The following is a 21,720-nucleotide window of genomic DNA, read 5'->3' as shown; positions in this document are numbered from 1 at the left end:
CTGCCGGTCATGCCTGCTGGGTCGCCGGCGCGCCTGCGGGATCCACCACGGCGTCGACCACCTGCCGCGCCCAGGCCAGCAGCAGCTCGTCGCGCATCGCGGCCGGACGCGGCACCAAGATCGTACGCAGCGTGGTCTTGACCACGCTCTTCGGGTACATCCGCTGCAGCCGTACCGAGGCCGACTCGGGCAGCTCCACGGGATGGAACCGCACGAACTTGCCGGCCGCCTGCACCTCGGTCAGCCCGGCCTTGCGGGACCTGGCACGGAACGAGGCGACGGCCAGCAGCCGCACCACCTCGTCGGGCGGCTCGCCGTAGCGGTCGACCAGCTCCTCGCGCAGCACGGCGACGTCGTCGTCGCTGCGCACCTCCGAGAGCCGCTTGTACATCTCCAGCCGCAGCCGCTCGGAGCCGATGTAGCCGTGCGGCAGGTGCGCGTCGACCGGCATCTCGATGCGGACCTCCTCCAGCGTCTCCGGCTCGCTGCCGTCCTGCCGGAACTCCGCGACCGCCTCCCCCACGAGGCGCACGTAGAGGTCGAAGCCGACGTCGGCGATGTGGCCCGACTGCTCGCCGCCGAGCAGGTTGCCGGCGCCGCGGATCTCCAGGTCCTTCATCGCGATGGCCATGCCGCCGCCGAGGTCGGAGTGCTGGGCCAGCGTGGCCAACCGGTCGTGCGCGGTCTCGGTGAGCGGCTTCTCCGCGGGGTAGAGGAAGTAGGCGTACGCCCGCTCGCGGCTGCGGCCGACCCGGCCCCGCAGCTGGTGCAGCTGGGAGAGGCCGAGGGTGTCGGAGCGCTCGATGATCATCGTGTTGGCGTTGGAGACGTCCAGCCCGGACTCGACGATGGTGGTGCACACCAGCACGTCGAACCGCTTCTCCCAGAAGTCGAGCATCACCTGCTCGAGCTGGTGCTCCCCCATCTGCCCGTGCGCGGTCGCGACCCGCGCCTCCGGCACCAGCTCGGTGATGCGCTGGGCCGCCTTCTCGATGGAGTTGACCCGGTTGTGGATGAAGAACACCTGGCCGTCGCGCAGCAGCTCGCGACGCACCGCGGCCGCCACCTGCTTGTCCTCGTAGGCGCCGACGTAGGTGAGCACCGGGTGCCGCTCCTCGGGCGGCGTGGTGATCGTCGACATCTCACGGATGCCGGTGATCGACATCTCCAGCGTGCGCGGGATCGGCGTCGCGCTCATCGAGAGCACGTCGACGCTGGTGCGCAGCCGCTTCATCTGCTCCTTGTGCTCGACGCCGAAGCGCTGCTCCTCGTCGACGACGATCAGGCCGAGGTCCTTGAGCCGGATGTCGGGGTTGAGCAGCCGGTGGGTGCCGATGACGACGTCGACGCTGCCGTCGGCCAGCCCCTCGGCCACGGCCTTCGCCTCGGCGTCGGTCTGGAACCGGCTGAGCGCGCGCACCTCCACCGGGAACCCGGAGAACCGCTCGACGAAGGTGGCCAGGTGCTGCTGGACCAGCAGCGTGGTGGGCACCAGGACGGCCACCTGCTTGCCGTCCTGCACCGCCTTGAACACTGCGCGGACCGCGATCTCGGTCTTGCCGTAGCCGACGTCGCCGCACACCAGCCGGTCCATCGGCACGGTGCGCTCCATGTCGCGCTTGACCTCGTCGACCGTGGTGAGCTGGTCGGGGGTTTCGTGGAAGGGGAAGGCGTCCTCGAGCTCGCGCTGCCAGGGGCTGTCGGGGCCGAAGGCGTGGCCCTGGGTGGCCTGGCGGGCGGCGTACAGCTTGATCAGCTCCGCCGCGATCTCGCGGACCGCCTTGCGCGCGCGGCCCTTGCGCTTGGCCCAGTCACCGCCGCCGAGCCGGTCGAGCGAGGGCTGCTCGCCACCGACGTAGCGGGTGACCTGCTCCAAGGTGTCGGCCGGCACGAAGAGCATGTCGTTCGGGCCGCCCCGCTTGCTGGGGCCGTACTCGAGCACCAGGTACTCGCGCACCGCGCCCTGGAACTCGCGCTGCCGCATCTGGACGAACCGGCCGACCCCGTGCTGCTCGTGCACCACGTAGTCGCCGGCCTTGAGCTCGAGCGGGTCGATCTGCTTCTTGCGCCGCGTCGGCATCTTGCGCATGTCGCGCGTGGTGGCGCGCTCGCCGAGCACGTCCTCGCGGGTGAGCACGGCCAGCCGGGTGACCGGGTCGACCAGGCCGTGCGGCAGGGCCGCGCAGGTGACGGTGACGACGTCGGCGACGGGCTCGGTGTCGAGGACGTCGACGAAGCGCGCGGGCACGTCGTGGTCGCCGAGCACCTCGACCATGCGCTGGGCCGGGCCGTGACCCTCGCTGAGCAGCACGACGCGGGTGCCGCCGGCCAGCCAGGCCCGGATGTCGGTGATGGCCCGGTCGACGTCGCCGCGGTACTCCTCCGCGGGCACCCACTCGCTCTCGCCCGCCAGCCCGAACGGCGTGACGCTCCACCAGGCCTGGCCGCGCTCGAGCACGTCGTCGCGGACGTCGCTCAGCTCGCGCAGCGAGGCCGCCCCCAGGTCGATCGGAGCCGTGCCGCCGCCGGCCGCGGCGGCCCAGCTCGCACCGAGGAACTCCTCGCTGGTGGCCACCAGGTCGTGGGCGCGCGTGCGGACCCGCTCGGGGTCGAGCAGCAGCGTCGTGCTGGTCTCGGGGAGCAGGTCGACCAGCAGCTCCATGCCGTCGACGAGCACCGGCGCGAGCGACTCCATGCCCTCGACCGCGATGCCCTCGGCCATCTTGTCGGTCAGGTCGCGCAGCTGCGGGTGCGCCTGGCCGAGCGCGGCCGCGCGACGGCGGACCTCGTCGGTGAGCAGCAGCTCGCGGCAGGGGGGTGCCCAGAGGTGCGGCGCCTTCTCCATCGTGCGCTGGTCGGCGACGGCGAACGTGCGGATCTCGTCGACCTCGTCGCCGAAGAACTCCACCCGCAGCGGGTGCTCCTCGGTGGGCGGGAAGACGTCGACGATGCCGCCGCGCACCGCGAACTCGCCGCGCCGCTCGACCAGGTCGACCCGGCTGTAGGCCGCCGCGGCCAGCCGCGCGACCACGTCGTCGAGCTCGGCCTCCTGGCCCAGCCGCAGCTCCACCGGCTCCAGGTCGGCCAGGCCCGGCACCTGCGGCTGCAGCACCGAGCGCACCGGGGCGACGACGACGTCGATCGGCCCGTTGTCGGCCTCCGTGCCCGGGTGCCGCAGCCGGCGCAGCACGGCCAGCCGCTGGCCGACCGTGTCGCTGCGCGGGCTCAGCCGCTCGTGGGGCAGCGTCTCCCAGGCTGGGTAGTAGGCCACCCGCCGCGGGTCGAGGACGTCGCCGAGCACCTCGACCATGTCCTCGGCGTCGCGCGCGGTCGCCGCGACGACGAGCACGGTGCGCCCGGCGTCGACCAGACCCTTGACGACGAAGGGCCGCAGGGCCGCCGGTCCGGTGAGGTCGAGGGTGCGGACGCTGCCGGCCTCGGCGACGGCCTGCGCCAGGGTGGGGTGCGCGAGGACGGCGCGCGCGAGCCCGGAGATGTCCACTCCCCCCAGCGTACGAGGCCCCGCCGACAGCGTTCGCCGCGGCCGGGCACCCGACTCTTCGACGGCGCCGGCCTGAGAGCATGCCGGGCATGAACGACATGTGGGTGGACCCGTCGGACGACCCCCGGGGCGGGGAGCCCACGACCGACGAGCGCGGCTGCCTCCTGGACTACCTGCGCAACTACCGGCTCACCTTCGAGATGAAGCTCGACGGGCTCGACGCAGAGCAGCTGGCCCGGCGCTCGGTGCCGCCCTCGACCCTTTCGCTGCTCGGGTTGCTGCGGCATCTGGCCGACGTCGAGGTGAGCTGGTTCCGCCAGTGCCTCGCCGGGGAGGACACCGCCCGCCGCTACCGCACCGAGGCCGACCGCGACGCCGACTTCAACGGCGCGGTCGCCGACGACGCCGTCGTGGCCGAGGCCTGGGAGTACTGGCGCGCCGAGGTGGCCAACACCGAGCGGGTGAGCGAAGGGCTGAGCGACATGGACGCCTACGTCGAGTGGCGCGGCGAGCAGATCCAGGTCCGCGACGTGCTGGTGCACATGGTCGAGGAGTACGCCCGTCACGTCGGCCACGCCGACCTGCTGCGCGAGTGCATCGACGGGCGGACGGGCCAGTAGGCGCAGGAAGCCGGCCGGTCAGGTGGTGCGCCAACTGCACACGTGCGACGTCGGCACGCCTGATCGCCGGATACGGCCGCGCCACGTTCGCACGTGCGCAGTCGGCGCACTTACGGCGTCGCGTCGGCCGGGGGTGACTCGAGGCCGGTGGGGTAGGCGCAGGTCTGCGGCACCGAGCCGTCGGAGCCGGCGACGCACTGGCCCTCGCCCGGGCGGCCGGTGACCTGCACCTGGGTGATGACGATGGGGTGGTCCGAGGCGCCCCTGGCCGCCGAGCCGCGATCGCGCAGGTAGCCGGAGAAGGAGACGTCGGGGGTGCCGAGGACCCAGTCGATCCACAGTGACCCCGAGAGCTGGCAGTTGCCGGAGTAGCTCGACCCGTCGGCGGAGTGCATGCCGGTGCCGCCGCCCATCCGGCAGAAGTAGATGGCCCGGTCGTTCATGTCGCCGGAGACGATGATCGGCGCCTGCACCGACTGGCGCAGCGCGTTGTTGTCGGAGATCTGCCGGGAGACGGCCGTGGCGCGGAAGCCGGCGGCGTTGCCGAAGACGTTCGCGGGGTTGTGGTAGCTCGTGACCCAGAACGAGACGCCGGTCAACTTGTCGCGCAGCAGCACTCGCGGCATGTTGCGGATGGCGCCGTGGAAGTAGGGGTAGGGCCGGGTCTGGCCCTGCAGCAGCTGGAAGCGGCTCTTATCCCAGATCACCGAGTTCTCGGCGTCCAGCGACTTCCCGCCGGACGGGTAGCGCGCGTAGGTGCCGCCGGCCATGCTGTCGAAGATCGCCCGCTGCCCGGACTCGAACTCCTGCAGCGCGCCCACCTCGACGTGGTACTTGCGCAGCAGCGAGACGGCCAGTGCCATCCGGTGCCCGACGTTGCCGCGGTGGATGGCGCCCTGGATGTTGAACTGGCCGAAGGTGAAGTCGACCGTCGGCTTCTCGGTGCGCTTCTGGTTGCTGTACTTCTGGGCGAGCTTGGCCAGCTTCGTCACCGCCTGCTGCTGCCCCAGGGCAGCGGCGTCGATACCGGCCGAGGCGCTGGGCGCGGCCGACGAGCTGGCCGAGGCGCTCCCCGACGCGCTGCTCGACGCGCTGCTCGAGGCGCCGGTGGAGGCACTGGGCGAGGTGGTCGACGCCGGAGCCGAGGTGCTGGTGGCGTCGCCACCGGGTAGCAGCGCCCGGGTCACGAAGGCGCCGGCGGCCAGGATGAGGCAGACCGCGAGCACCAGCAGCAGCTTCGGCAGCTGCACCCCGCCAGGCAGGGCCCGACGCTTCCCAGGCACCCCATCAAGCCTACCGGGCCTACTGGACGACGACCTCGACTCGCTGGAACTCCTTGAGCTCGGTGTAGCCCGTGGTGGCCATCGAACGGCGCAGCGCGCCCACCAGGTTCATGGTGCCGTCGGCCACGCGGGAAGGGCCGAAGAGGATCTCCTCCAGCGTGCCCACCTGCTCCATCGCGACCCGCTCGCCGCGCGGCAGCTCGCCGTGCACCGCCTCGCTGCCCCAGTGGAACCCCTGCCCCGGGGCGTCGACGGCGCGCGCGAACGGCGAGCCCACCATCACCGCGTCGGCGCCGCAGGCGATCGCCTTGGCGAGGTCGCCGCTGCGGCCGATCGAGCCGTCGGCGATGACGTGGACGTAGCGGCCACCGGACTCGTCGAGGTAGTCGCGGCGAGCCGCGGCGACGTCGGCCACGGCGCTGGCCATCGGCACCGCGATGCCGAGCACCGTGCGGGTGGTGTGCGCCGCACCGCCGCCGAAGCCGACCAGAACGCCGGCCGCGCCGGTGCGCATCAGGTGCAGCGCCGCCTGGTGGGTGGCGCAGCCGCCGACGATCACCGGTACGTCGAGCTCGTAGATGAACTCCTTGAGGTTGAGCGGCTCGGCCTGGCTGGAGACGTGCTCGGCCGAGACGGTCGTCCCGCGGATGACGAACATGTCGACGCCGGCGTCCACCACCGTCTTGGCGAACTCCTTGGTCCGCTGGGGGGAGAGCGAGCCGGCCACGGTGACCCCGGCGTCGCGCACCTGGCGCACCCGCTCGGTGATCAGATCGGGCTTGACCGGCTCGGCGTAGATCTCCTGCATCCGGCGCACCGCGGCGTCGCCGCCCAGCGAGGCCACCTCGGCCAGCAGGTCGGTCGGGTCGTCGTAGCGGGTCCACAGCCCCTCGAGGTCGAGCACGCCCAGCCCGCCGTGACGCCCCAGGGCGATGGCGGTGGCTGGCGACATCACCGAGTCCATCGGCGCGGCCACGATCGGCAGCTCGAACCGGTAGGCGTCGATCTGCCAGGCGATCGAGACCTCCTCGGGGTCGCGCGTGCGGCGGCTCGGCACGATGGCGATGTCGTCGAAGGCGTAGGCACGACGGCCCCGCTTGGCGGCGCCGATCTCCAGGTCGTTCACGCCGAGGAGTCTGTCAGGTCGAGGTACATCACGTGCAGCCCGACGTACTCACCGCTCGGCCGCTGGAAGGCGCCGGGCACCGTACCGATGATCTCGAACCCCACCGTCCGCCACAGGTGAACGGCCGCGGTGTTGGTCTCCACGACGGCGTTGAACTGGATGCCGCGGTAGCCCGCGCGGCGGTGCCAGTCGACGACGTAGACCGCCAGCGCGCGGCCCACGCCGCTGCCGCGGGCGTGCGAGCCCACCATGAACGACGCCGTGCCCACGTGCGATCCCTGCGCCGGCCGGTTCGGGCCCGTCTTCGCGCTGCCCAGCAGCGTGCCATCGTCGGACTCCGCCACGACCACGTGCTCACCGGTCCAGAACCCTCGCGGGTCCTCGCCCTCGGGAATCGCGTAGGTCTCCCCCGCCGCGACGACCTCGGCGAAGACCGGCTCGAAGGCCGGCCAGTCGGACTCCGCGAAGGGCCGGATCCTCACCGGCCGGTGTAGTTCGGCGCCTCGACGGTCATCTGCACGTCGTGGGGGTGCGACTCCTGCAGGCTGGCCGAGGTGATCCGCACGAAGCGGCCCCGCTCCTGCAGCTCGGGCACCGTGCGGGCGCCGACGTAGAACATCGACTGGTTCAGCCCGCCCACCAGCTGGTGGGCGACGGCCGAGAGCGGGCCGCGGTAGGCCACCTGGCCCTCGATGCCCTCCGGCACGAGCTGGTCGTCGCTGGTGACCTCGGCCTGGAAGTAGCGGTCCTTGGAGTAGGACTTCTTGCCCCGGCTCGACAGAGCGCCGAGCGATCCCATGCCGCGGTAGGACTTGTACTGCTTGCCGTTGACGAAGATCAGGTCGCCGGGGCTCTCCTCGCAACCGGCCAGCAGCGAGCCGAGCATGACCGTGTCGGCGCCGGCCACCAGCGCCTTGGCGATGTCGCCGGAGTACTTCAGCCCGCCGTCGGCGATCACGGGCACCCCGGCCGGGCGGCAGGCCTGCGCCGCCTCGTGGACGGCGGTGATCTGCGGGACGCCGACGCCGGTGACCACGCGCGTGGTGCAGATGGCGCCGGGACCTACACCGACCTTGACGGCGTCGGCACCCGCGTCGACGAAGGCCTGGGCGCCGGCACGGGTGGCGACGTTGCCGCCGATGACCTGCACGTGGCGGGTGGCCGGGTCGGACTTGAGGCGCTGCACCATGTCGAGCAGCATCCGCACGTGGCCGTGCGCGGTGTCGGCCACGAGCACGTCGGCCCCGGCCTCGACCAGGGTGGCCGCACGCTCCCAGGCGTCGCCGAAGTAGCCGATGGCCGCGCCCACCAGCAGCCGGCCGTGGGGGTCGTTGGAGGCCTTGGGGAACTGCTCGGACTTCACGAAGTCCTTCACCGTGATGAGCCCGGCCAGCCGGCCCTGCTCGTCGACGATGGGCAGCCGCTCGCGCTTGTGACGGCGCAGCAGGGTGGTGGCGTCTTCGCGGGAGATGCCGACCGGGGCGGTGACCAGCGGCATCGGCGTCATCACCTCGTCGACCTTGGTGCTGGCCCACTCCGCGACCGGGGTGAAGCGCAGGTCGCGGTTGGTGATGATGCCCAGCAGCTGCTGGTCGACGCCGACCACCGGGAGCCCGGAGACCCGGTACTCCCCGCAGATGGTGTCGAGCTCCTCCAGCGTCGCGTCGGGACCGATGGTGACCGGGTTGGAGATCATGCCGGTCTGGGTCCGCTTGACCAGGTCCACCTGGTAGGCCTGGTCCTCGGTGGACAGGTTGCGGTGCAGCACGCCGATGCCGCCCTGCCGGGCCATCGCGATGGCCATGCGCGACTCGGTGACGGTGTCCATCGCCGCGCTGACCAGCGGCACCTTGAGCGTGATCTCGCGCGTCAGCCGGGAGCTGGTGTCGATCTCGCTGGGCGAGAGGTTCGACTCCCCCGGCAGCAGCAGCACGTCGTCGTAGGTCAGACCCAGCGGAGCGAAGACGTCAGGAACCTCGGCCACCATGAGGTGAGTCTAGGCGGGCAATTGGGTCCCCGGGTCCACCGGTCGGACCCCGCTGACCGAGACGCGCACACGCAGCACGTCGCCGTCGAGCCGGGCCAGGCCGCGCAGCCCGAGCGAGGCCAGCATCGCCATCGTGCCGCGGTCCTCGGCCGGGGCGGCCAGGACGACGTCCTGGCGCCCCAGCGACCGCGCCAGCCGCGCGGTGGCGAGGAAGAGCTCGCTGCCGACGCCCCGGCCGCGATGGTCTGCCGAGACGACCACCGTGACCGTGCCGTCGGGGTCGAGGGTGGCGGAGCCGACGACGTCCTCGCCCTCGCGGGCGGTGACGACGTCCCGGGAGAGGTCGTAGGTCACCATGCGGCCACACTGCCGGTGATGTGTTGCACGGCCGCGTCGCCTGCGTTGCGACCCGGAGAACACATAGGGTTCCGGGCATGGCCGAGTGGGTCTACCTCCTGCATCCGCCCCGCGAGAACTTCATCGCCACCTTGAGCGAGTCCGAGCGCGAGGTGTTCGGTCGGCACGCCCAGTACCAGGCCGAGCTGCTCGAGGCGGGCACGCTGCTGCTCTCGGGCCCGACCTTCGGCCCGGAGAACACCGGCATCTGCGTGTTCACCGCCGACGACGAGGCCGCCGCCCGCGCGGTGATGGAGGCGGACCCGGCGGTGAGCTCGGGGGTCATGCGGGGGGATCTGAGGCTCATGGGGGTCTTGAGGGGCCGGTAGGACGAACTCCGGAGACGGAAGGTCGTGCCCGGCGTTTCAGACCAACCCGCTCCTACCGCGCCGCGGTGCCGTTCTCGCCGGCCGCTGTTGTCTCGCCGAGGCGTCGCATCTCGACATCTATGGCACGCGCGCTTCGCGCGGAGAGCAGAGACATCGAGACCCGACGCCTCGGCTCCTGTCGCTTCGCTCGCGGGGCTCGCTCAGCGACTGCCTGCTGGTCTTCACACCTCCGGGAACGACAACGGCCCCTCTGCCCGAGGGCGGAGGGGCCGTTGGTGAGCTCAGTCCTCAGTGACCGTGGCCGTGGCCGTGGCCGGCCGCGGGAGCCTCTTCCTCCTCGGGCTTGTCGACGACCAGCGTCTCGGTCGTGAGCAGCATGCCCGCGATCGAGGTGGCGTTGGTCAGCGCCGACTTGGTGACCTTGACCGGGTCCAGCACGCCCTGCGGGACGAGGTCGCCGTACTCCTCGGTGGCGGCGTTGTAGCCACCGCCGACGCCGAGGTCGCGGACCTTGCTGACCACGACGTAGCCCGGCTGGCCGCCGTTCTCGGCGATCCAGCGCAGCGGCTCGTCGGCGGCCTTGCGCACGATGCGCGCGCCGGTGGCCTCGTCGCCGGAGAGGCCGAGGTCGCCGTCGAGCACGGACACGGCGTGGACGAGGGCCGAGCCGCCGCCGGCGACGATGCCCTCCTCGATGGCCGCGCGGGTGGCCGAGACGGCGTCCTCGATGCGGTGCTTCTTCTCCTTCAGCTCCACCTCGGTGGCGGCGCCGACCTTGACGACGCAGACGCCGCCGGCCAGCTTGGCCAGCCGCTCCTGCAGCTTCTCGCGGTCCCAGTCGGAGTCGGTGCTCTCGATCTCGGCCTTGATCTGCGAGACGCGCCCGTCGACCTCGGCCTTGTCGCCGCCGCCCTCGACGATGGTCGTGGCGTCCTTGGACACCGTGACCCGCCGGGCGGTGCCGAGCACGTCGAGGCCGACCTGGTCGAGCTTGAGCCCGATCTCGGGGGCGACGACCTGCGCACCGGTGAGCACCGCGATGTCCTGCATCATCGCCTTGCGGCGGTCGCCGAAGGCCGGGCTCTTGACCGCGACGGCGTTGAACGTGCCGCGGATCTTGTTCACGACCAGGGTCGAGAGCGCCTCGCCCTCGACGTCCTCGGCCAAGATGAACAGCGCCTTGCCGGCCGCGATGACCTTCTCCAGCAGCGGCAGCAGCTCGGCCACCGAGGAGATCTTCCCCTGGTGCAGCAGGATGTAGGGGTCGTCCAGGACGGCCTCCATCGACTCCTGGTCGGTGACGAAGTACGGCGAGAGGTAGCCCTTGTCGAACTGCATGCCCTCGGTGAACTCCAGCTCGGTGCCCATGGTGTTGGACTCCTCGACGGTGATCACGCCGTCCTTGCCGACCTTGTCGAAGGCGTCGGCCAGCAGCGCGCCGATGGTCTCGTCGCGGCTCGACACGGTCGCGACGGCGGCCATGTCCTCCTTGGAGTCGACCTCGCGGGCGGCCTTCGACAGCGCGTCGTTGACGGCGTCGGTGGCCAGGTCCATGCCCCGCTTGAGGCCCATCGGGTTCGCCCCGGCGGCCACGGCGCGCAGGCCCTCGTGGACCATCGCCTGGGCCAGCACGGTGGCGGTGGTGGTGCCGTCACCGGCGACGTCGTTGGTCTTGGTGGCGACCTCCTTGGTCAGCTGGGCCCCGAGGTTCTCGAAGGGGTCGTCCAGCTCGACCTCGCGCGCGACGGTCACGCCGTCGTTGGTGATGGTGGGCGCGCCCCACTTCTTGTCCAGGACGACGTAGCGGCCCTTGGGGCCCAGCGTCACCTTGACGGTGTTCGCCAGCGCGTCGACACCGCGCTCGAGCGCGCGGCGGGCGTGCTCGTCGAACTCCAGGATCTTCGGCATTGCTTCTCCTTAACGAACGAAACGAGGTCGTGTGCTCAGGTGGTCGTCAGAGCGACCACGTGAGCACACGACCTCCGGGGATCAGGAATTGACGACCGCGAGGACGTCGCGGGCCGAGAGGATCAGGTACTCCTCGCCGGAGAACTTGACCTCGGTGCCGCCGTACTTGGAGTAGATGACCTTGTCGCCGACGTTGACGTCGAGCGGCACGCGGTTGCCGTTGTCGTCGATGCGACCCGGACCGATGGCCAGGACCTCGCCCTCCTGGGGCTTCTCCTTGGCGGTGTCGGGGATGACCAGCCCGGAGGCGGTGGTCTGCTCGGCGTCGAGGGTCTTCACGACGATCCGGTCCTCGAGCGGCTTGATGTTGACCGACACGATGTCGACCTCTTTCTTCTTCAGCGAGTGTGGACCTGTGGGATGGTGCGAGCCGCCGGGGCCGGCACGCCGTGCGCCGTCGCGGGGGTCGCACGCCGCCGGCCGGGCGGCTGGCACCCTCACCGAGAGAGTGCCAACACCGAAACTAGCACTCGCCCCAACCGAGTGCCAGACGGGTCGGCGACCAGACTGACCCTGTGGACCTCGACGCCTTCGCCTGGCTGCTGAGCGCCGAGGGCGGTCGGCTGCTCGAGCGGGCGGCCGCGATGGTCGCCGACGGCGACCCGCCGCTGCGGGTCGGGGAGCGACTGCGGCGCGAGGCCGGTCCGGCCGAGGTGGCGGCGGCGCTGGGCCAGGTCGACCTGCGAGAGCGGGCGGTGGCCAAGTTCGGTAAGGACGCGGCCCGCATGTACTTCACCCCCGACGGCCTGGAGCAGGCCACGCGCGCTCCCGTGGCCGCGCACCGGGCTGGGCGGATGGCCGCGGCGGACCCGACGTCGGTCGCCGACCTCGGCTGCGGGATCGGCGGCGACCTGCTGGCCTTCGCCCGCGCCGGCCTCACGGCCGCCGGAGTGGACCTCGACCCGCTGCGCGTCGCGGTCGCCCGCGCCAACCTCGACGCGCTCGGCCTGCCCGGGGCCGTGCAGCAGGCCGACGCCACAGCCCTGGACCTGGCCCCCTTCGCCGTGGTGTTCGCCGACCCGGCGCGCCGCACGACCAGCGGCCGCAGCTTCGACCCCGACGTGTGGACCCCGCCGTGGTCCTTCGTCACCGGGCTGCTGGCGCGCGCAGCGTGCGTGAAGACCGCCCCGGGCATCCCGCACGACCTCGTGCCCGAGGACGTCGAGGCGGAGTGGGTCAGCGACCACGGCGAGGTGAAGGAGGCCGCGCTGTGGGCCGGCCCGCTGGCCACCTGCCGTCGCCGCGCGACCGTGCTCGGTGACGGCGGCCTGGCCACCCTCACCGAGGAGGACGACCCCGGCGCGCAGGTGCGCGACCTCGGCACCTTCCTCTACGAGCCCGACGGCGCCGTGATCCGCGCGGGGCTGGTCACCGCCGTGGCCGCCGGCGTCGAGGGCGGCCTGGTCGACGAGCACATCGCCTACGTCACCGCCGACGGCGCCTTCCGCACGCCCTTCGCCCGCGGCTACCGGGTGCTCGAGACGCTGCCCTACCGCGAGAAGCAGCTGCGCGCGGCGCTGGCCGGGCGCGGCGTCGGACCGCTGACGATCAAGAAGCGCGGCGTGTCGGTGGTGCCGGAGGAGCTGCGCCGGCGGCTGGCGCTGACCGGCGACGTGCCCGCGACGGTGGTGCTCACCCGCATCGCCGGGAAGGGGACGGCCCTGCTCGTGGAACCGCTCTGAGCGCGCGGGAGCGCTGGCTCGCCCTCGTGGTGTGCTGCGGCGCCCTGTTCATGACCCTGCTCGACGTCAGCGTCACCAACGTCGCGCTGCCCTCGATCGCCGACGCCACCGGCGCCGGCCCCTCGGAGCTGCAGTGGGTGGTCAGCGGCTACACGCTGGCCTTCGGGCTGGTGCCGGTGCTGGCCGGCCGGCTGGGCGACGACCACGGCCGACGGCTGATGTTCCAGGTGGGCATCGGCAGCTTCGTGGTCACCAGCGCCCTGTCGGGGCTGGCTCCCGACGCCCGCATCCTCATCACGGCCCGCGTGCTGCAGGGCATCGCCGGGGGGCTGATCAACCCGCAGGTCTCCGGCCTGGTGCAGCAGATGTTCGCCGGGCCCGAGCGGGGCCGGGCCTTCGGCGTGCTGGGCACCAACGTCGGCGTCGCCACCGCGCTCGGGCCGCTCGTCGGCGGCGCCCTCATCGCGCTGGGCGGCCCGGAGCTGGGCTGGCGGCTGGTGTTCTTCGTCAACGTGCCGGTGGGCCTGCTGGTGATGGCCATGGCCCACCGGCTGCTGCCGCGCACCGACACCGCGATGAGGCACCGGCTCGACGTCATCGGCGCGCTCACGCTCGGCGCGGCCACGTTCTGCGTGCTCTTCGGTGCCGTCGAGCTCGACGCCCTCGGTCCGGTGACCCTGGTGCTGCTGGTGCCGGCCGTGGTGCTGCTGCTGACCTTCCTGCGACGCGAGCGGCGGCTCACGCGCGAGCGGAAGGACCCGCTGGTCGACCTGCGCCTGTTCCGCCAGCCCTCCTACACGGCCGGGGTCGTGGTGGCGCTGCTGTACTTCCCGGCCCAGTCGGGGCTGCCGCTGGTGATGGCGCTCTACTTCCAGCGGGGGCTGGGCTACTCGGCGCTGCAGTCGGCCCTGGGGGTGACCGCGTTCGCGATCGGCAGCGCGGTGGCCGCGCCGACGGCAGGTCGCTTCATCACCCGGATCGGCCGGCCGCTCATCGTGGCCGCCGCCGTCACCTTCGCCGTGGGGGCGATCGCGCTGGCCCTGGTGGCCCACACCGCGCCGACCTCGCACGCGACGCTGCTGCTGGCCGGTCCGCTGTTCGTGATGGGCATCGGCAACGGCGGCATCATCACCCCGAACCAGGCGCTCACGCTCATGGAGGTCGACCCGGTCGTGGGCAGCACCGCCGGCGGGGTGCTGCAGACGGCGCAGCGCATCGGCCTCGCAGTGGGCCAGGCCGTCATCGGCGCCACCTTCTTCGGCTACCTGCACGGCAGCGGCCCGGACGCGTACGCCGGCGCCCTCGGCGCCGCCGTCGTGGCCGCGCTGCTCTTCGTCGCGGCCACGATCGCGGTCGGGGTGGTCGACCTGCGCCGACAGCGGGTCAGGTCGCCGGCGTGAGCGTGTAGCGCTCCCGGCTCAGCGTAAACCCCCGGCCGGTGTCGTGGTTCTCGCAGCTCACCCCGGACGACGCGCTGGTGCACTCCACCGGGCCGATGCGCACGGAGGTGCCGTAGGACAGCACGGCCACGGCCGACTGGCCCGTGCCCCGGGTGGGGTCGCCGGTGCGGTGCCACCACAGCCCGCTGGGTCCGTGGCAGGCGTTGGGCTGGTCCAGGGTGGGCACGAAGCACGACGGGATGTCGCCGATGCAGAGGAAGCGCGCCGCCTCGTCGCCCGTGACGGCGATGAGGCCGCCGTAGGCGAGCTGGCAGTCCGACGGCGGCGCCGACCAGGACCGGGCGTCGATCGAGCAGCCGGCCTCCGGGTCGCCGTCGTCGGTCTTCGCGCGCTCCAGCCAGCAGGTGATGTTGCCCGACGGCGTGGTGAAGGCGGCGCCCTGCTGGGCGTCGTCGCGCCGCACCGACCCCGCGGCCACGCCCGTGGCGGCCGTGGTGGGCGAGGCGGATGACGACGTGGACGTGGACGACGAGGGGGTCGACGCCGAGCTGTGGCTCCCCGACGTGGCGGCGTGCGCACTGCACCCCGCCGTCAGCACGGCCCCCAGCAGCACACCTGTCCCGAGCAAGACACGCATGCGCTCAGCCTAGGGCGCGCCGCCGGACCAGACGGGCCACGACCAGGCCCATCGCGAGGCCCGCGACGTCGGCCAGCGCGTCGCGGACGTCGCCGTCGCGGTGGATCGGCAGCACGCTCTGCAGCACCTCCGAGGCGGCGGCGTAGAGGACCAGCTCCACGGCCAGCGTCGCCGTGCTCAGCCCGGCCCAGCGACCGGTGAGCGCGAGCAGGAAGAACAGCCCGGCGTGGACGACCTTGTCGCTCACCGGCACGTTCGTGGGCACGTCGGAGCCGGGCAGGAACAGCACGAACAGGCTCGCCCCGCACACGGCCACGAACACGGGCCGGGCGATCACCCGAGGTTCGCCCGCTCGGCTCCGATCGTGGTGTCGTCGCCGTGGCCGGTGTGGACGACGGTCTCGTCGGGCAGCTCGAACAGGCGCGAGCGGATCGAGGCCTTGATCAGCTCCTCGTCGCTGAAGGAGCGGCCCGTCGCACCGGGTCCGCCCTGGAAGAGGGTGTCGCCGGAGAAGACGCAGCCCAGCTCGGCGGCGTACAGGCAGACCGCGCCGGGGGCGTGGCCCGGCGTGTGGATCACCCGCAGCACCGTGTCGCCGGCCGCGATCTCCTGGCCGTCGGCGAGGTCGTCGTCCCAGGTCAGGCCGGGGTGGGTGAGCTCCCAGACCGGGCGGTCGTCGGGGTGCAGCAGGATCGGTGCGCCGGTGGCCTCGCGCAGGTCGGGCGCGATCCGCACGTGGTCGTCATGGGCGTGGGTGCACACGATGGCGCTCACCGTGCGGTCACCGACGACGGCCAGCACGTCGTCGACGCTGTGCGGGGCGTCGATCACCACGCAGGAGGTGTCGTCGCCGACCACCCAGATGTTGTTCTCGACCTCGAAGGTCTGCCCGTCGAGGGAGAACGTGCCCGACGAGGTGCCGTGGTCGATGCCGGCCATCAGAACAGGACCACGCTCCGCAGGACGTCGCCCGAGTGCATCTTGTCGAAGGCGGCCTCCACGTCGTCGAGACCGATCTCCTCGGTGACGAACGCGTCGAGGTCGAGCCGGCCCTGGGTGTAGAGGTCGACCAGCATCGGGAAGTCCCGGCTGGGCAGGCAGTCGCCGTACCAGCTGGACTTCAGCGCGCCGCCGCGGCCGAAGACGTCGATGAGCGGGATCTCGGGGATCTTCATGTCGGGGGTGGGCACGCCGACCAGGACGACGGTGCCGGCCAGGTCGCGGGCGTAGAAGGCCTGCTTCCAGGTCTCCGGGCGCCCGACGGCGTCGATGACGACGTCGGCGCCGTTGCCGTCGGTGAGCGCCTGGATGGCCTCGACGGCGTCCTTCTCCTTGCTGTTGACCGTGTGGGTGGCGCCGAGCTTGGTGGCGCCCTCGAGCTTGCGGTCGTCGACGTCGACGGCGATCACCTTCGACGCCCCGGCGAGAGCGGAGCCCGCGATGGCGGCGGCGCCCACGCCACCGCAGCCGATGACCGCGACGCTCTTGCCACGGCCGACGTTGCCGGTGTTGATGGCCGCGCCCAGCCCGGCCATCACACCGCAGCCGAGCAGGCCCACGGCGGCGGGGCGGGCCGAGGGGTCGACCTTGGTGCACTGCCCGGCCGCCACCAGCGTCTTCTCCGCGAACGCGCCGATGCCCAGCGCCGGGGAGAGCTCGGTGCCGTCCTCGAGCGTCATCTTCTGCGTGGCGTTGTGGGTGGCGAAGCAGTACCAGGGCTCGCCGCGGTCGCAGGCCCGGCAGTCACCGCACACGGCGCGCCAGTTGAGGATCACGAAGTCGCCGGGCGCGACCTCGGTGACGCCCTCCCCCACCGACTCCACGACCCCGGCCGCCTCGTGACCGAGCAGGAACGGGAACTCGTCGTTGATGCCGCCCTCGCGATAGTGCAGGTCGGTGTGGCAGACGCCGCAGGCCTGCACCTGCACCACCGCCTCGCCCGGCCCCGGGTCGGGGATGTTGATGGTCTCGATCGTGACCGGCTCGCCCTTGGCCTTGGCCACCACTGCGCGGACCTGCTGCATCCCATCTCCTTCGTCGACGTCTCACCTTGAACCTAGGGGATGCAACCAGGCGGCCGCCCCTCGCGTGGGTGAGGGTATGGACGTGGATCGGGACACGGCGCGCGAGACGGCGTTCGCCGCCTGGATGCAGGGGGCCCAGCCACGGCTGCTGCGCACCGCGTACCTGCTGTGCGGCGACCCCCACACCGCCGAGGACCTCACCCAGACCGCGCTGGCCAAGATCTACCTGGCCTGGCACCGCCTGCACGACCGCGACGACCTGGGCGGCTACGCCCGGCGCGTGCTGGTCAACGAGCACGTCTCGCTGTGGCGACGCGCCCGGCGGCACCGGGAGGTGGTCACCGACAGCCCGCCCGAGCAGGCCGGGGAGGACCGGCACTACGACGGCGCCGAGGAGGCGCTGTGGGAGCGGCTGTCGGTCCTGGGCCGCAAGCAGCGGGCCGTGGTGGTGCTGCGGTTCTACGAGCAGCTCTCGGTGGCCGAGGTGGCCCGGGTGCTCGGTGTCTCCGAGGGCACCGTGAAGTCGCAGTGCAGCCGAGCGCTGGCGACGCTGCGCGGCGAGCTCGCCACCGCCGGCACCTGGACCCAGGAGGAGTCATGGACACGCTGATCGAGCGCACCCTGCAGCACCGCGCCGACGTCGCGCCGCTGCACGAGGCGTCGCCGGCCACGGTCCAGAGGCGCGCGGCGCAGGTGCGCGGGCGGCGTCGCGCCGCGGCCACCAGCCTCATCGCGGGCGTGGCCGTGGTGGTCGCCGTGGCGGCCACGGTCGGGGTGGGCAGCGAGCTGGGCCGCGGGCACCACGCTCCCCAACCGGCGGCCCCCACGCCCACCCAGGCGCCCCGGGTCGTCGAGCTCGGCTCGCTGACCGACCTGGCCCAGGGCGATCGCCCCGCGATCGGCTACGGCTACGGGCTGCGGCTGCACCTGGCCGACGGCACCACGCGCCCGGTGCCGGGCAAGAAGGCCTACGAGAGCTGGACGACGTTCGCGGGCGGGTTCCTGGTGGCGAGCAGTGACCTGAGCGCTCTCACCCGCTACGCCGGCGACGGCACGCCCGAAGCTCGCTACACCCCCGGTGCGCCCCCCGCGGTCTCGACCGACGGCCGCCGGGCCGCCTGGGTCGACGACGGCGGGCACGTGGACATCGCACGCGGCTTCGCCGACGGCGGCATGCAGGTCACCCGGCGGGCGGTGCCCGACGTCACGGGCGTCGTCGGGTTCCTGCCCGACGGCGGCGTGGCCGTCGCCGGTCGTGGCCGCGGCCGCGTGGTCGACGGGGGCGACCGTGTCCGCAGGCTGCCGGCCCTGGTCTCACCCAACGCCACGTCCGAGGCCGGCGCTCTGGTGGCCGGGCAGACCGCTCGCGGCGACTACGCCGTGGTGAGCAGTGCGACCGACCGCGTGCTCTGGCGGTCGCGGTTGCTGGTCACCGGCTTCAGCAGCGACGGCCGCTATGCCCTGGGCCTCGCCGACGGCAGCGCGCCGCGCACGCTTGCCCTGCTCGACGCCCGCACCGGCGGCGTCGTCCGGACGCTGCAGCTGCCCCGCCACACCCGCATCTACGCCCCGCGGTGGGAGGACGCAGCACACGTGCTGGCGATCGTCGTCGACTCACGCGGCCAGCGCCAGGCCCTGGTCCGGTTCGGCGTCGACGGCAGCCTGGCCCGCGCAACGGCGGTGACGAGCTCCGAGGAGCACGTCTACATCCTCCAGAAGACGCCGTAGCCCGCGGGTCGTCACCGTCGGCGCGGACGTCACGGGGTTTCGAGACGGTCGCGGGCGACCTCCTCGACCACCGGTAGTCGAGCAGCTCCGCGAGCCCCGGCGAGCGGGCGCGTCGAGACCACCCCACCACCCACGGCGCCCCTCAGACGAGCACCTCGGTGACCGGCTGGGAGGAGTCGGCCGGCAGATTCAACGCCGAGGGCGTCCGGCCGCGAGCGACCATCTCGACCCCGAGCGCGGCCACCATCGCGCCGTTGTCGGTGCACAGTCCCGGCCGAGGGACCCGGACCCGGATGCCGTGCTGCGCGGCCCGCTCCTCGGTGAGCACGCGCAGCCGCGAGTTCGCGGCCACGCCGCCGCCGACCAGGATGTCCTCGACGCCCTCGGTGACCGCGGCGTCGACCGCCTTGCGCACCAGCACGTCGCAGACCGCCTCCTGGAACGACGCGGCGACGTCGGCCACCGGCACCGGCTCGCCGGCGCGCTCGCGCGCCTCGACCCACCGGGCGACGGCGGTCTTCAGGCCCGAGAAGGAGAAGTCGAAGCGGTGCCGCTCGAGGTCGCGGCGCGAGGTGAGGCCACGCGGGAAGTCGATGGTGACGCTGCCCTCGCGGGCGGCGCGGTCGATGTGCGGGCCGCCGGGGAACGGCAGCCCGAGCAGCCGGGCCACCTTGTCGAAGGCCTCGCCGGCGGCGTCGTCGATCGTGGCGCCCAGCGGCACGATGCCGTCGTGGTCGCCGGTCACGTCGGACACGCGCAGCAGCGAGGAGTGTCCCCCCGAGACCAGCATGGCCAGGCAGGGCTCGGGCAGCGCGCCGTGCTCGAGCTGGTCGACGGCGACGTGGGAGGCGAGGTGGTTCACGCCGTAGAGCGGCTTGCCCAGCGAGAGCGCCAGCGCCTTGGCCGCGGCGACGCCGACCAGCAGCGCGCCGGCCAGCCCCGGGCCGGAGGTCACGGCGATCGCGTCGACGTCGCCCAGCGTCACCCCCGCGGTCTCGCAGGCCCGCTCCAGCGTCGGCACCATCGCCTCGAGGTGGGCGCGTGAGGCGACCTCGGGCACCACGCCGCCGAACCGGGCGTGCTCCTCCACGGACGAGGCGACAGCGTCGGCGAGCAGCTCGTGGCCGCGGACGATCCCGACACCGGTCTCGTCGCAGGAGGTCTCGATCCCGAGCACCAGGGGTACGTCTGACACGCCGACGATGGTGACATGTCCGACCACGCGAGTATGTTGCGCGGATGCCCATCTCGGTACGGCGTGCCTCGGTTGCCGCCACTCTCACGGCCCTCGTTCTCACCACGGCCCCCGCGGCGCACGCCGCCGGCGACCACGCCACCCACCGCGGCGGCCTGACACCACGCACGCACTTCCGGATGCTGCCCGACGGCTCGTCCGGCGCCCGGTCCGACGGCGAGGGGATCCCCAACGTCGACTCGGTCAAGGCCACCATCGCCCGCTACTACGGCGACCGCGGCAACGGCATCGCCAACAAGCGGCACTCCCCCTACATCACCCAGATGAGCCGCATCGAGAAGAAGTGGCTGACCTGGCTCAAGGCGCACAAGCCGAAGGCCGGGCAGAAGAAGGCGCTGGTCTTCGACACCGACGACACCACGCTGATGACCTACGACATGGAAGTGCACGCCATGCACTTCAACTTCGACACCGTGCTGCAGAACACCTACGTGCAGGAGCAGCGCTTCCCGGCCACGCCCGGCATGGTGCGACTGGTCAACCACGCCCAGCGCTGGGGCTACACGATCTTCGGCGTCACCGGCCGCAACGACGACCAGAAGGCCGCCACCCTGGCCAACCTGGCCAAGGTCGGCTACCGCGGCTTCACCGCCGACCGGTTCTTCACCAAGTGGACCGGCACCGGCTCCTCGCAGCAGCCGTCCTACATCCAGTGCGCGACCTCGAAGTGCTCCACCGTGGAGTTCAAGGCCCTCACCCGGCGCCACATCCAGAACGACCTGGGCTACCCGGTCGTCGCCAACTTCGGCGACCAGTGGTCGGACCTGCAGGGCGGCTACGCCCGGCGCTACGTGAAGCTGCCGAACCCGACGTACTACCTGCCGAGCACCAACCTGCCCGGCGTGGTGCAGCCGAAGCTGGCCCCGCGCAACCGGTTCACGATGAAGCCCGGCGGCGCCAGCGGCGCGAAGCCCGACGGCGAGGGCATCCCCAACATCGACTCGGTGAAGGCCACCGTCAAGGCCTACTACGGCGACACCGGCACCGGCACCGCCAACACCTCCGCGTCGCCCTACCTGACCCAGCTGCAGCGCATCGAGAAGCGCGAGACCGCCTACCTGCAGCGCGCCTGCGCCGTGGGCGTGCGCCGGCACACCAAGCCGGCCCTGGTGCTCGACACCGACGACACCACGCTGTGGACCTACGACCTCGAGGTCGGGCTGATGAAGTTCGTCTTCGACCCCGCGCTGCAGGACCAGTGGGTGCAGGGCCAGAAGTTCGCCGCCGTGCCGGGCATGGTCTCGCTGGCCAACGCCGCCCAGCAGGCCGGTTGCACCGTCATCGGCATCACCGGTCGCAGCGCCTCGCAGAAGGCCGCCAGCCTGGCCAACCTGGCCAAGGTCGGCTACACGGGCTTCACGGCCGCGAACTACTACACCAAGCCGGCCGGGTTCAAGGGCTCCACGGTGGCCTACAAGTCCAGCCGCCGGCACCACGTGCAGCGGCAGGGCTACACGATCGTCGACAACATCGGCGACCAGTTCAGCGACCTCAAGGGCGGGTTCAGCAAGCGCACCGTCAAGCTGCCGAACCCGACGTACTACCTGCCGTGACACTGCTCTGAAGCGAGCCCAGCGAGCGAAGAGCAGAGGAGCCGAGACGTCGGATCCTGGCGGAGAGCGCCGCGCGAAGCGCCGTCTTCCCCCGACAGGATGCGACGTCTCGGCGAGACCACCACGGCGCAGACCGGTAGAAGCAGCCCGAGCAACAGCGGGTTGGTCTGAACCAGGGGCACGAGCCGGAAGACCAGCGGAGCTGAGCGAGCCGTAGGGGCCTCGGTCTC

The 21,720-nt window shown here is 72.4% G+C and carries 20 protein-coding genes; 7 read left to right on the top strand and 13 right to left on the bottom strand.

Annotated elements, in window-relative coordinates:
• Positions 1 to 7: 7 nt before the first annotated feature.
• The gene (gene mfd, locus D9V37_RS01715; RefSeq protein ID WP_121804391.1) at positions 8 to 3,502 is read right to left on the bottom strand and encodes a transcription-repair coupling factor; all 3,495 of its coding nucleotides are present in this window, start codon (positions 3,500 to 3,502) and stop codon (positions 8 to 10) included.
• A gap of 89 nt (positions 3,503 to 3,591) precedes the next feature.
• Between mfd and D9V37_RS01710 the strand changes: the two genes are divergently transcribed.
• Positions 3,592 to 4,122: a DinB family protein gene (locus D9V37_RS01710; RefSeq protein WP_198412314.1), complete on the top strand. Its 531-nt coding sequence runs from the start codon at positions 3,592 to 3,594 to the stop codon at positions 4,120 to 4,122.
• A 110-nt stretch (positions 4,123 to 4,232) separates the two neighbouring features.
• Here D9V37_RS01710 and D9V37_RS01705 read toward each other — a convergent pair whose 3' ends face one another.
• Genes D9V37_RS01705 through D9V37_RS01685 form a run of 5 tightly spaced genes read right to left on the bottom strand, consistent with a single transcriptional unit; the run spans position 4,233 to position 8,875 of the window.
• The gene (locus D9V37_RS01705; RefSeq protein WP_147455834.1) at positions 4,233 to 5,405 is read right to left on the bottom strand and encodes an endonuclease/exonuclease/phosphatase family protein; all 1,173 of its coding nucleotides are present in this window, start codon (positions 5,403 to 5,405) and stop codon (positions 4,233 to 4,235) included.
• Between the two features lie 19 nt (positions 5,406 to 5,424).
• Complete coding sequence (locus tag D9V37_RS01700) at positions 5,425 to 6,531, bottom strand: GuaB3 family IMP dehydrogenase-related protein (protein ID WP_121804389.1); 1,107 nt, start codon at positions 6,529 to 6,531, stop codon at positions 5,425 to 5,427.
• Complete coding sequence (locus tag D9V37_RS01695; protein WP_121804388.1) at positions 6,528 to 7,013, bottom strand: GNAT family N-acetyltransferase; 486 nt, start codon at positions 7,011 to 7,013, stop codon at positions 6,528 to 6,530. Before D9V37_RS01695 ends, D9V37_RS01700 begins: the two co-directional genes overlap by 4 nt.
• Positions 7,010 to 8,518, bottom strand: a complete 1,509-nt coding sequence (guaB, locus tag D9V37_RS01690; protein WP_121804387.1) for an IMP dehydrogenase — start codon at positions 8,516 to 8,518, stop codon at positions 7,010 to 7,012. Before guaB ends, D9V37_RS01695 begins: the two co-directional genes overlap by 4 nt.
• Positions 8,519 to 8,527: 9 nt before the next feature.
• Positions 8,528 to 8,875: a GNAT family N-acetyltransferase gene (locus D9V37_RS01685; protein WP_121804386.1), complete on the bottom strand. Its 348-nt coding sequence runs from the start codon at positions 8,873 to 8,875 to the stop codon at positions 8,528 to 8,530.
• Positions 8,876 to 8,952: 77 nt separating this feature from the next.
• Here D9V37_RS01685 and D9V37_RS01680 point away from each other — a divergent pair, with 77 nt between their 5' ends.
• Entirely contained in the window at positions 8,953 to 9,243 is a 291-nt protein-coding gene (locus D9V37_RS01680; RefSeq protein ID WP_121804385.1) for a YciI family protein, read from the top strand.
• 288 nt (positions 9,244 to 9,531) lie between these two features.
• Here the strand turns inward: D9V37_RS01680 and groL are convergent, their stop codons facing one another.
• Complete coding sequence (gene groL / locus D9V37_RS01675; protein ID WP_121804384.1) at positions 9,532 to 11,151, bottom strand: chaperonin GroEL; 1,620 nt, start codon at positions 11,149 to 11,151, stop codon at positions 9,532 to 9,534.
• Positions 11,152 to 11,232: 81 nt separating this feature from the next.
• Complete coding sequence (gene groES / locus D9V37_RS01670; protein ID WP_121804383.1) at positions 11,233 to 11,529, bottom strand: co-chaperone GroES; 297 nt, start codon at positions 11,527 to 11,529, stop codon at positions 11,233 to 11,235.
• Between the two features lie 197 nt (positions 11,530 to 11,726).
• Here groES and D9V37_RS01665 point away from each other — a divergent pair, with 197 nt between their 5' ends.
• Both D9V37_RS01665 and D9V37_RS01660 read left to right on the top strand, forming a co-directional pair.
• Positions 11,727 to 12,893 carry a class I SAM-dependent methyltransferase gene (locus tag D9V37_RS01665; RefSeq protein WP_121804382.1) on the top strand — a complete coding sequence of 389 codons (1,167 nt, stop codon included), beginning with the start codon at positions 11,727 to 11,729 and terminating at the stop codon, positions 12,891 to 12,893.
• A gap of 50 nt (positions 12,894 to 12,943) precedes the next feature.
• Positions 12,944 to 14,293, top strand: coding sequence for an MFS transporter (locus D9V37_RS01660; protein WP_121804381.1), 1,350 nt, complete (start codon positions 12,944 to 12,946; stop codon positions 14,291 to 14,293).
• Here the strand turns inward: D9V37_RS01660 and D9V37_RS01655 are convergent.
• From D9V37_RS01655 to D9V37_RS01640, 4 genes are read right to left on the bottom strand one after another with little or no spacing between them, the layout of a single operon-like run.
• On the bottom strand, positions 14,277 to 14,930 hold the full coding sequence (locus tag D9V37_RS01655; protein WP_147455833.1) for a hypothetical protein: 654 nt from the start codon (positions 14,928 to 14,930) through the stop codon (positions 14,277 to 14,279). The genes D9V37_RS01660 and D9V37_RS01655 overlap by 17 nt on opposite strands.
• A 4-nt stretch (positions 14,931 to 14,934) precedes the next feature.
• Positions 14,935 to 15,267 (bottom strand): VanZ family protein, encoded by a 333-nt coding sequence (locus D9V37_RS01650; protein ID WP_121804379.1) that lies wholly within the window; start codon positions 15,265 to 15,267, stop codon positions 14,935 to 14,937.
• Positions 15,264 to 15,869, bottom strand: coding sequence for an MBL fold metallo-hydrolase (locus D9V37_RS01645; protein ID WP_121804378.1), 606 nt, complete (start codon positions 15,867 to 15,869; stop codon positions 15,264 to 15,266). The genes D9V37_RS01650 and D9V37_RS01645 overlap by 4 nt, the downstream gene beginning before the upstream one ends.
• Positions 15,869 to 16,954 (bottom strand): S-(hydroxymethyl)mycothiol dehydrogenase, encoded by a 1,086-nt coding sequence (locus D9V37_RS01640; protein ID WP_121804377.1) that lies wholly within the window; start codon positions 16,952 to 16,954, stop codon positions 15,869 to 15,871. Before D9V37_RS01640 ends, D9V37_RS01645 begins: the two co-directional genes overlap by 1 nt.
• Before the next feature lie 82 nt (positions 16,955 to 17,036).
• On the opposite strand from D9V37_RS01640, the gene D9V37_RS01635 reads away from it, so the two are divergent.
• Together D9V37_RS01635 and D9V37_RS01630 are read left to right on the top strand one after the other, a co-directional pair.
• Positions 17,037 to 17,564, top strand: coding sequence for a SigE family RNA polymerase sigma factor (locus D9V37_RS01635; RefSeq protein WP_232524677.1), 528 nt, complete (start codon positions 17,037 to 17,039; stop codon positions 17,562 to 17,564).
• Positions 17,552 to 18,682, top strand: a complete 1,131-nt coding sequence (locus D9V37_RS01630) for a hypothetical protein (RefSeq protein ID WP_121804375.1) — start codon at positions 17,552 to 17,554, stop codon at positions 18,680 to 18,682. Before D9V37_RS01635 ends, D9V37_RS01630 begins: the two co-directional genes overlap by 13 nt.
• A gap of 142 nt (positions 18,683 to 18,824) precedes the next feature.
• Here D9V37_RS01630 and tsaD read toward each other — a convergent pair whose 3' ends face one another.
• Positions 18,825 to 19,877, bottom strand: a complete 1,053-nt coding sequence (gene tsaD, locus D9V37_RS01625) for a tRNA (adenosine(37)-N6)-threonylcarbamoyltransferase complex transferase subunit TsaD (RefSeq protein ID WP_121804906.1) — start codon at positions 19,875 to 19,877, stop codon at positions 18,825 to 18,827.
• Positions 19,878 to 19,921: 44 nt separating this feature from the next.
• On the opposite strand from tsaD, the gene D9V37_RS01620 reads away from it, so the two are divergent.
• Positions 19,922 to 21,490: an HAD family acid phosphatase gene (locus D9V37_RS01620; protein WP_121804374.1), complete on the top strand. Its 1,569-nt coding sequence runs from the start codon at positions 19,922 to 19,924 to the stop codon at positions 21,488 to 21,490.
• Positions 21,491 to 21,720 lie beyond the last annotated feature (230 nt).

Source organism: Nocardioides mangrovicus, from assembly GCF_003674065.1.
GTDB lineage: Bacteria > Actinomycetota > Actinomycetes > Propionibacteriales > Nocardioidaceae > Marmoricola > Marmoricola mangrovicus.
Note: the sequence above shows the minus strand (reverse complement) of the source record. Positions and strands in the feature narration are given on the sequence as shown.

Bases quoted from the DNA above. Each gene is read 5' to 3' on its own strand.
- D9V37_RS01645 (WP_121804378.1), bottom strand. From the start codon at position 15,869: ATGGCCGGCATCGACCACGGCACCTCGTCGGGCACGTTCTCCCTCGAC.
- D9V37_RS01710 (WP_198412314.1), top strand. From the start codon at position 3,592: ATGAACGACATGTGGGTGGACCCGTCGGACGACCCCCGGGGCGGGGAG.
- D9V37_RS01660 (WP_121804381.1), top strand. From the start codon at position 12,944: ATGACCCTGCTCGACGTCAGCGTCACCAACGTCGCGCTGCCCTCGATC.
- D9V37_RS01680 (WP_121804385.1), top strand. From the start codon at position 8,953: ATGGCCGAGTGGGTCTACCTCCTGCATCCGCCCCGCGAGAACTTCATC.
- groL (WP_121804384.1), bottom strand. From the start codon at position 11,151: ATGCCGAAGATCCTGGAGTTCGACGAGCACGCCCGCCGCGCGCTCGAG.
- D9V37_RS01685 (WP_121804386.1), bottom strand. From the start codon at position 8,875: ATGGTGACCTACGACCTCTCCCGGGACGTCGTCACCGCCCGCGAGGGC.
- D9V37_RS01620 (WP_121804374.1), top strand. From the start codon at position 19,922: ATGCCCATCTCGGTACGGCGTGCCTCGGTTGCCGCCACTCTCACGGCC.
- D9V37_RS01640 (WP_121804377.1), bottom strand. From the start codon at position 16,954: ATGCAGCAGGTCCGCGCAGTGGTGGCCAAGGCCAAGGGCGAGCCGGTC.
- guaB (WP_121804387.1), bottom strand. From the start codon at position 8,518: ATGGTGGCCGAGGTTCCTGACGTCTTCGCTCCGCTGGGTCTGACCTAC.
- D9V37_RS01655 (WP_147455833.1), bottom strand. From the start codon at position 14,930: ATGCGTGTCTTGCTCGGGACAGGTGTGCTGCTGGGGGCCGTGCTGACG.
- D9V37_RS01630 (WP_121804375.1), top strand. From the start codon at position 17,552: ATGGACACGCTGATCGAGCGCACCCTGCAGCACCGCGCCGACGTCGCG.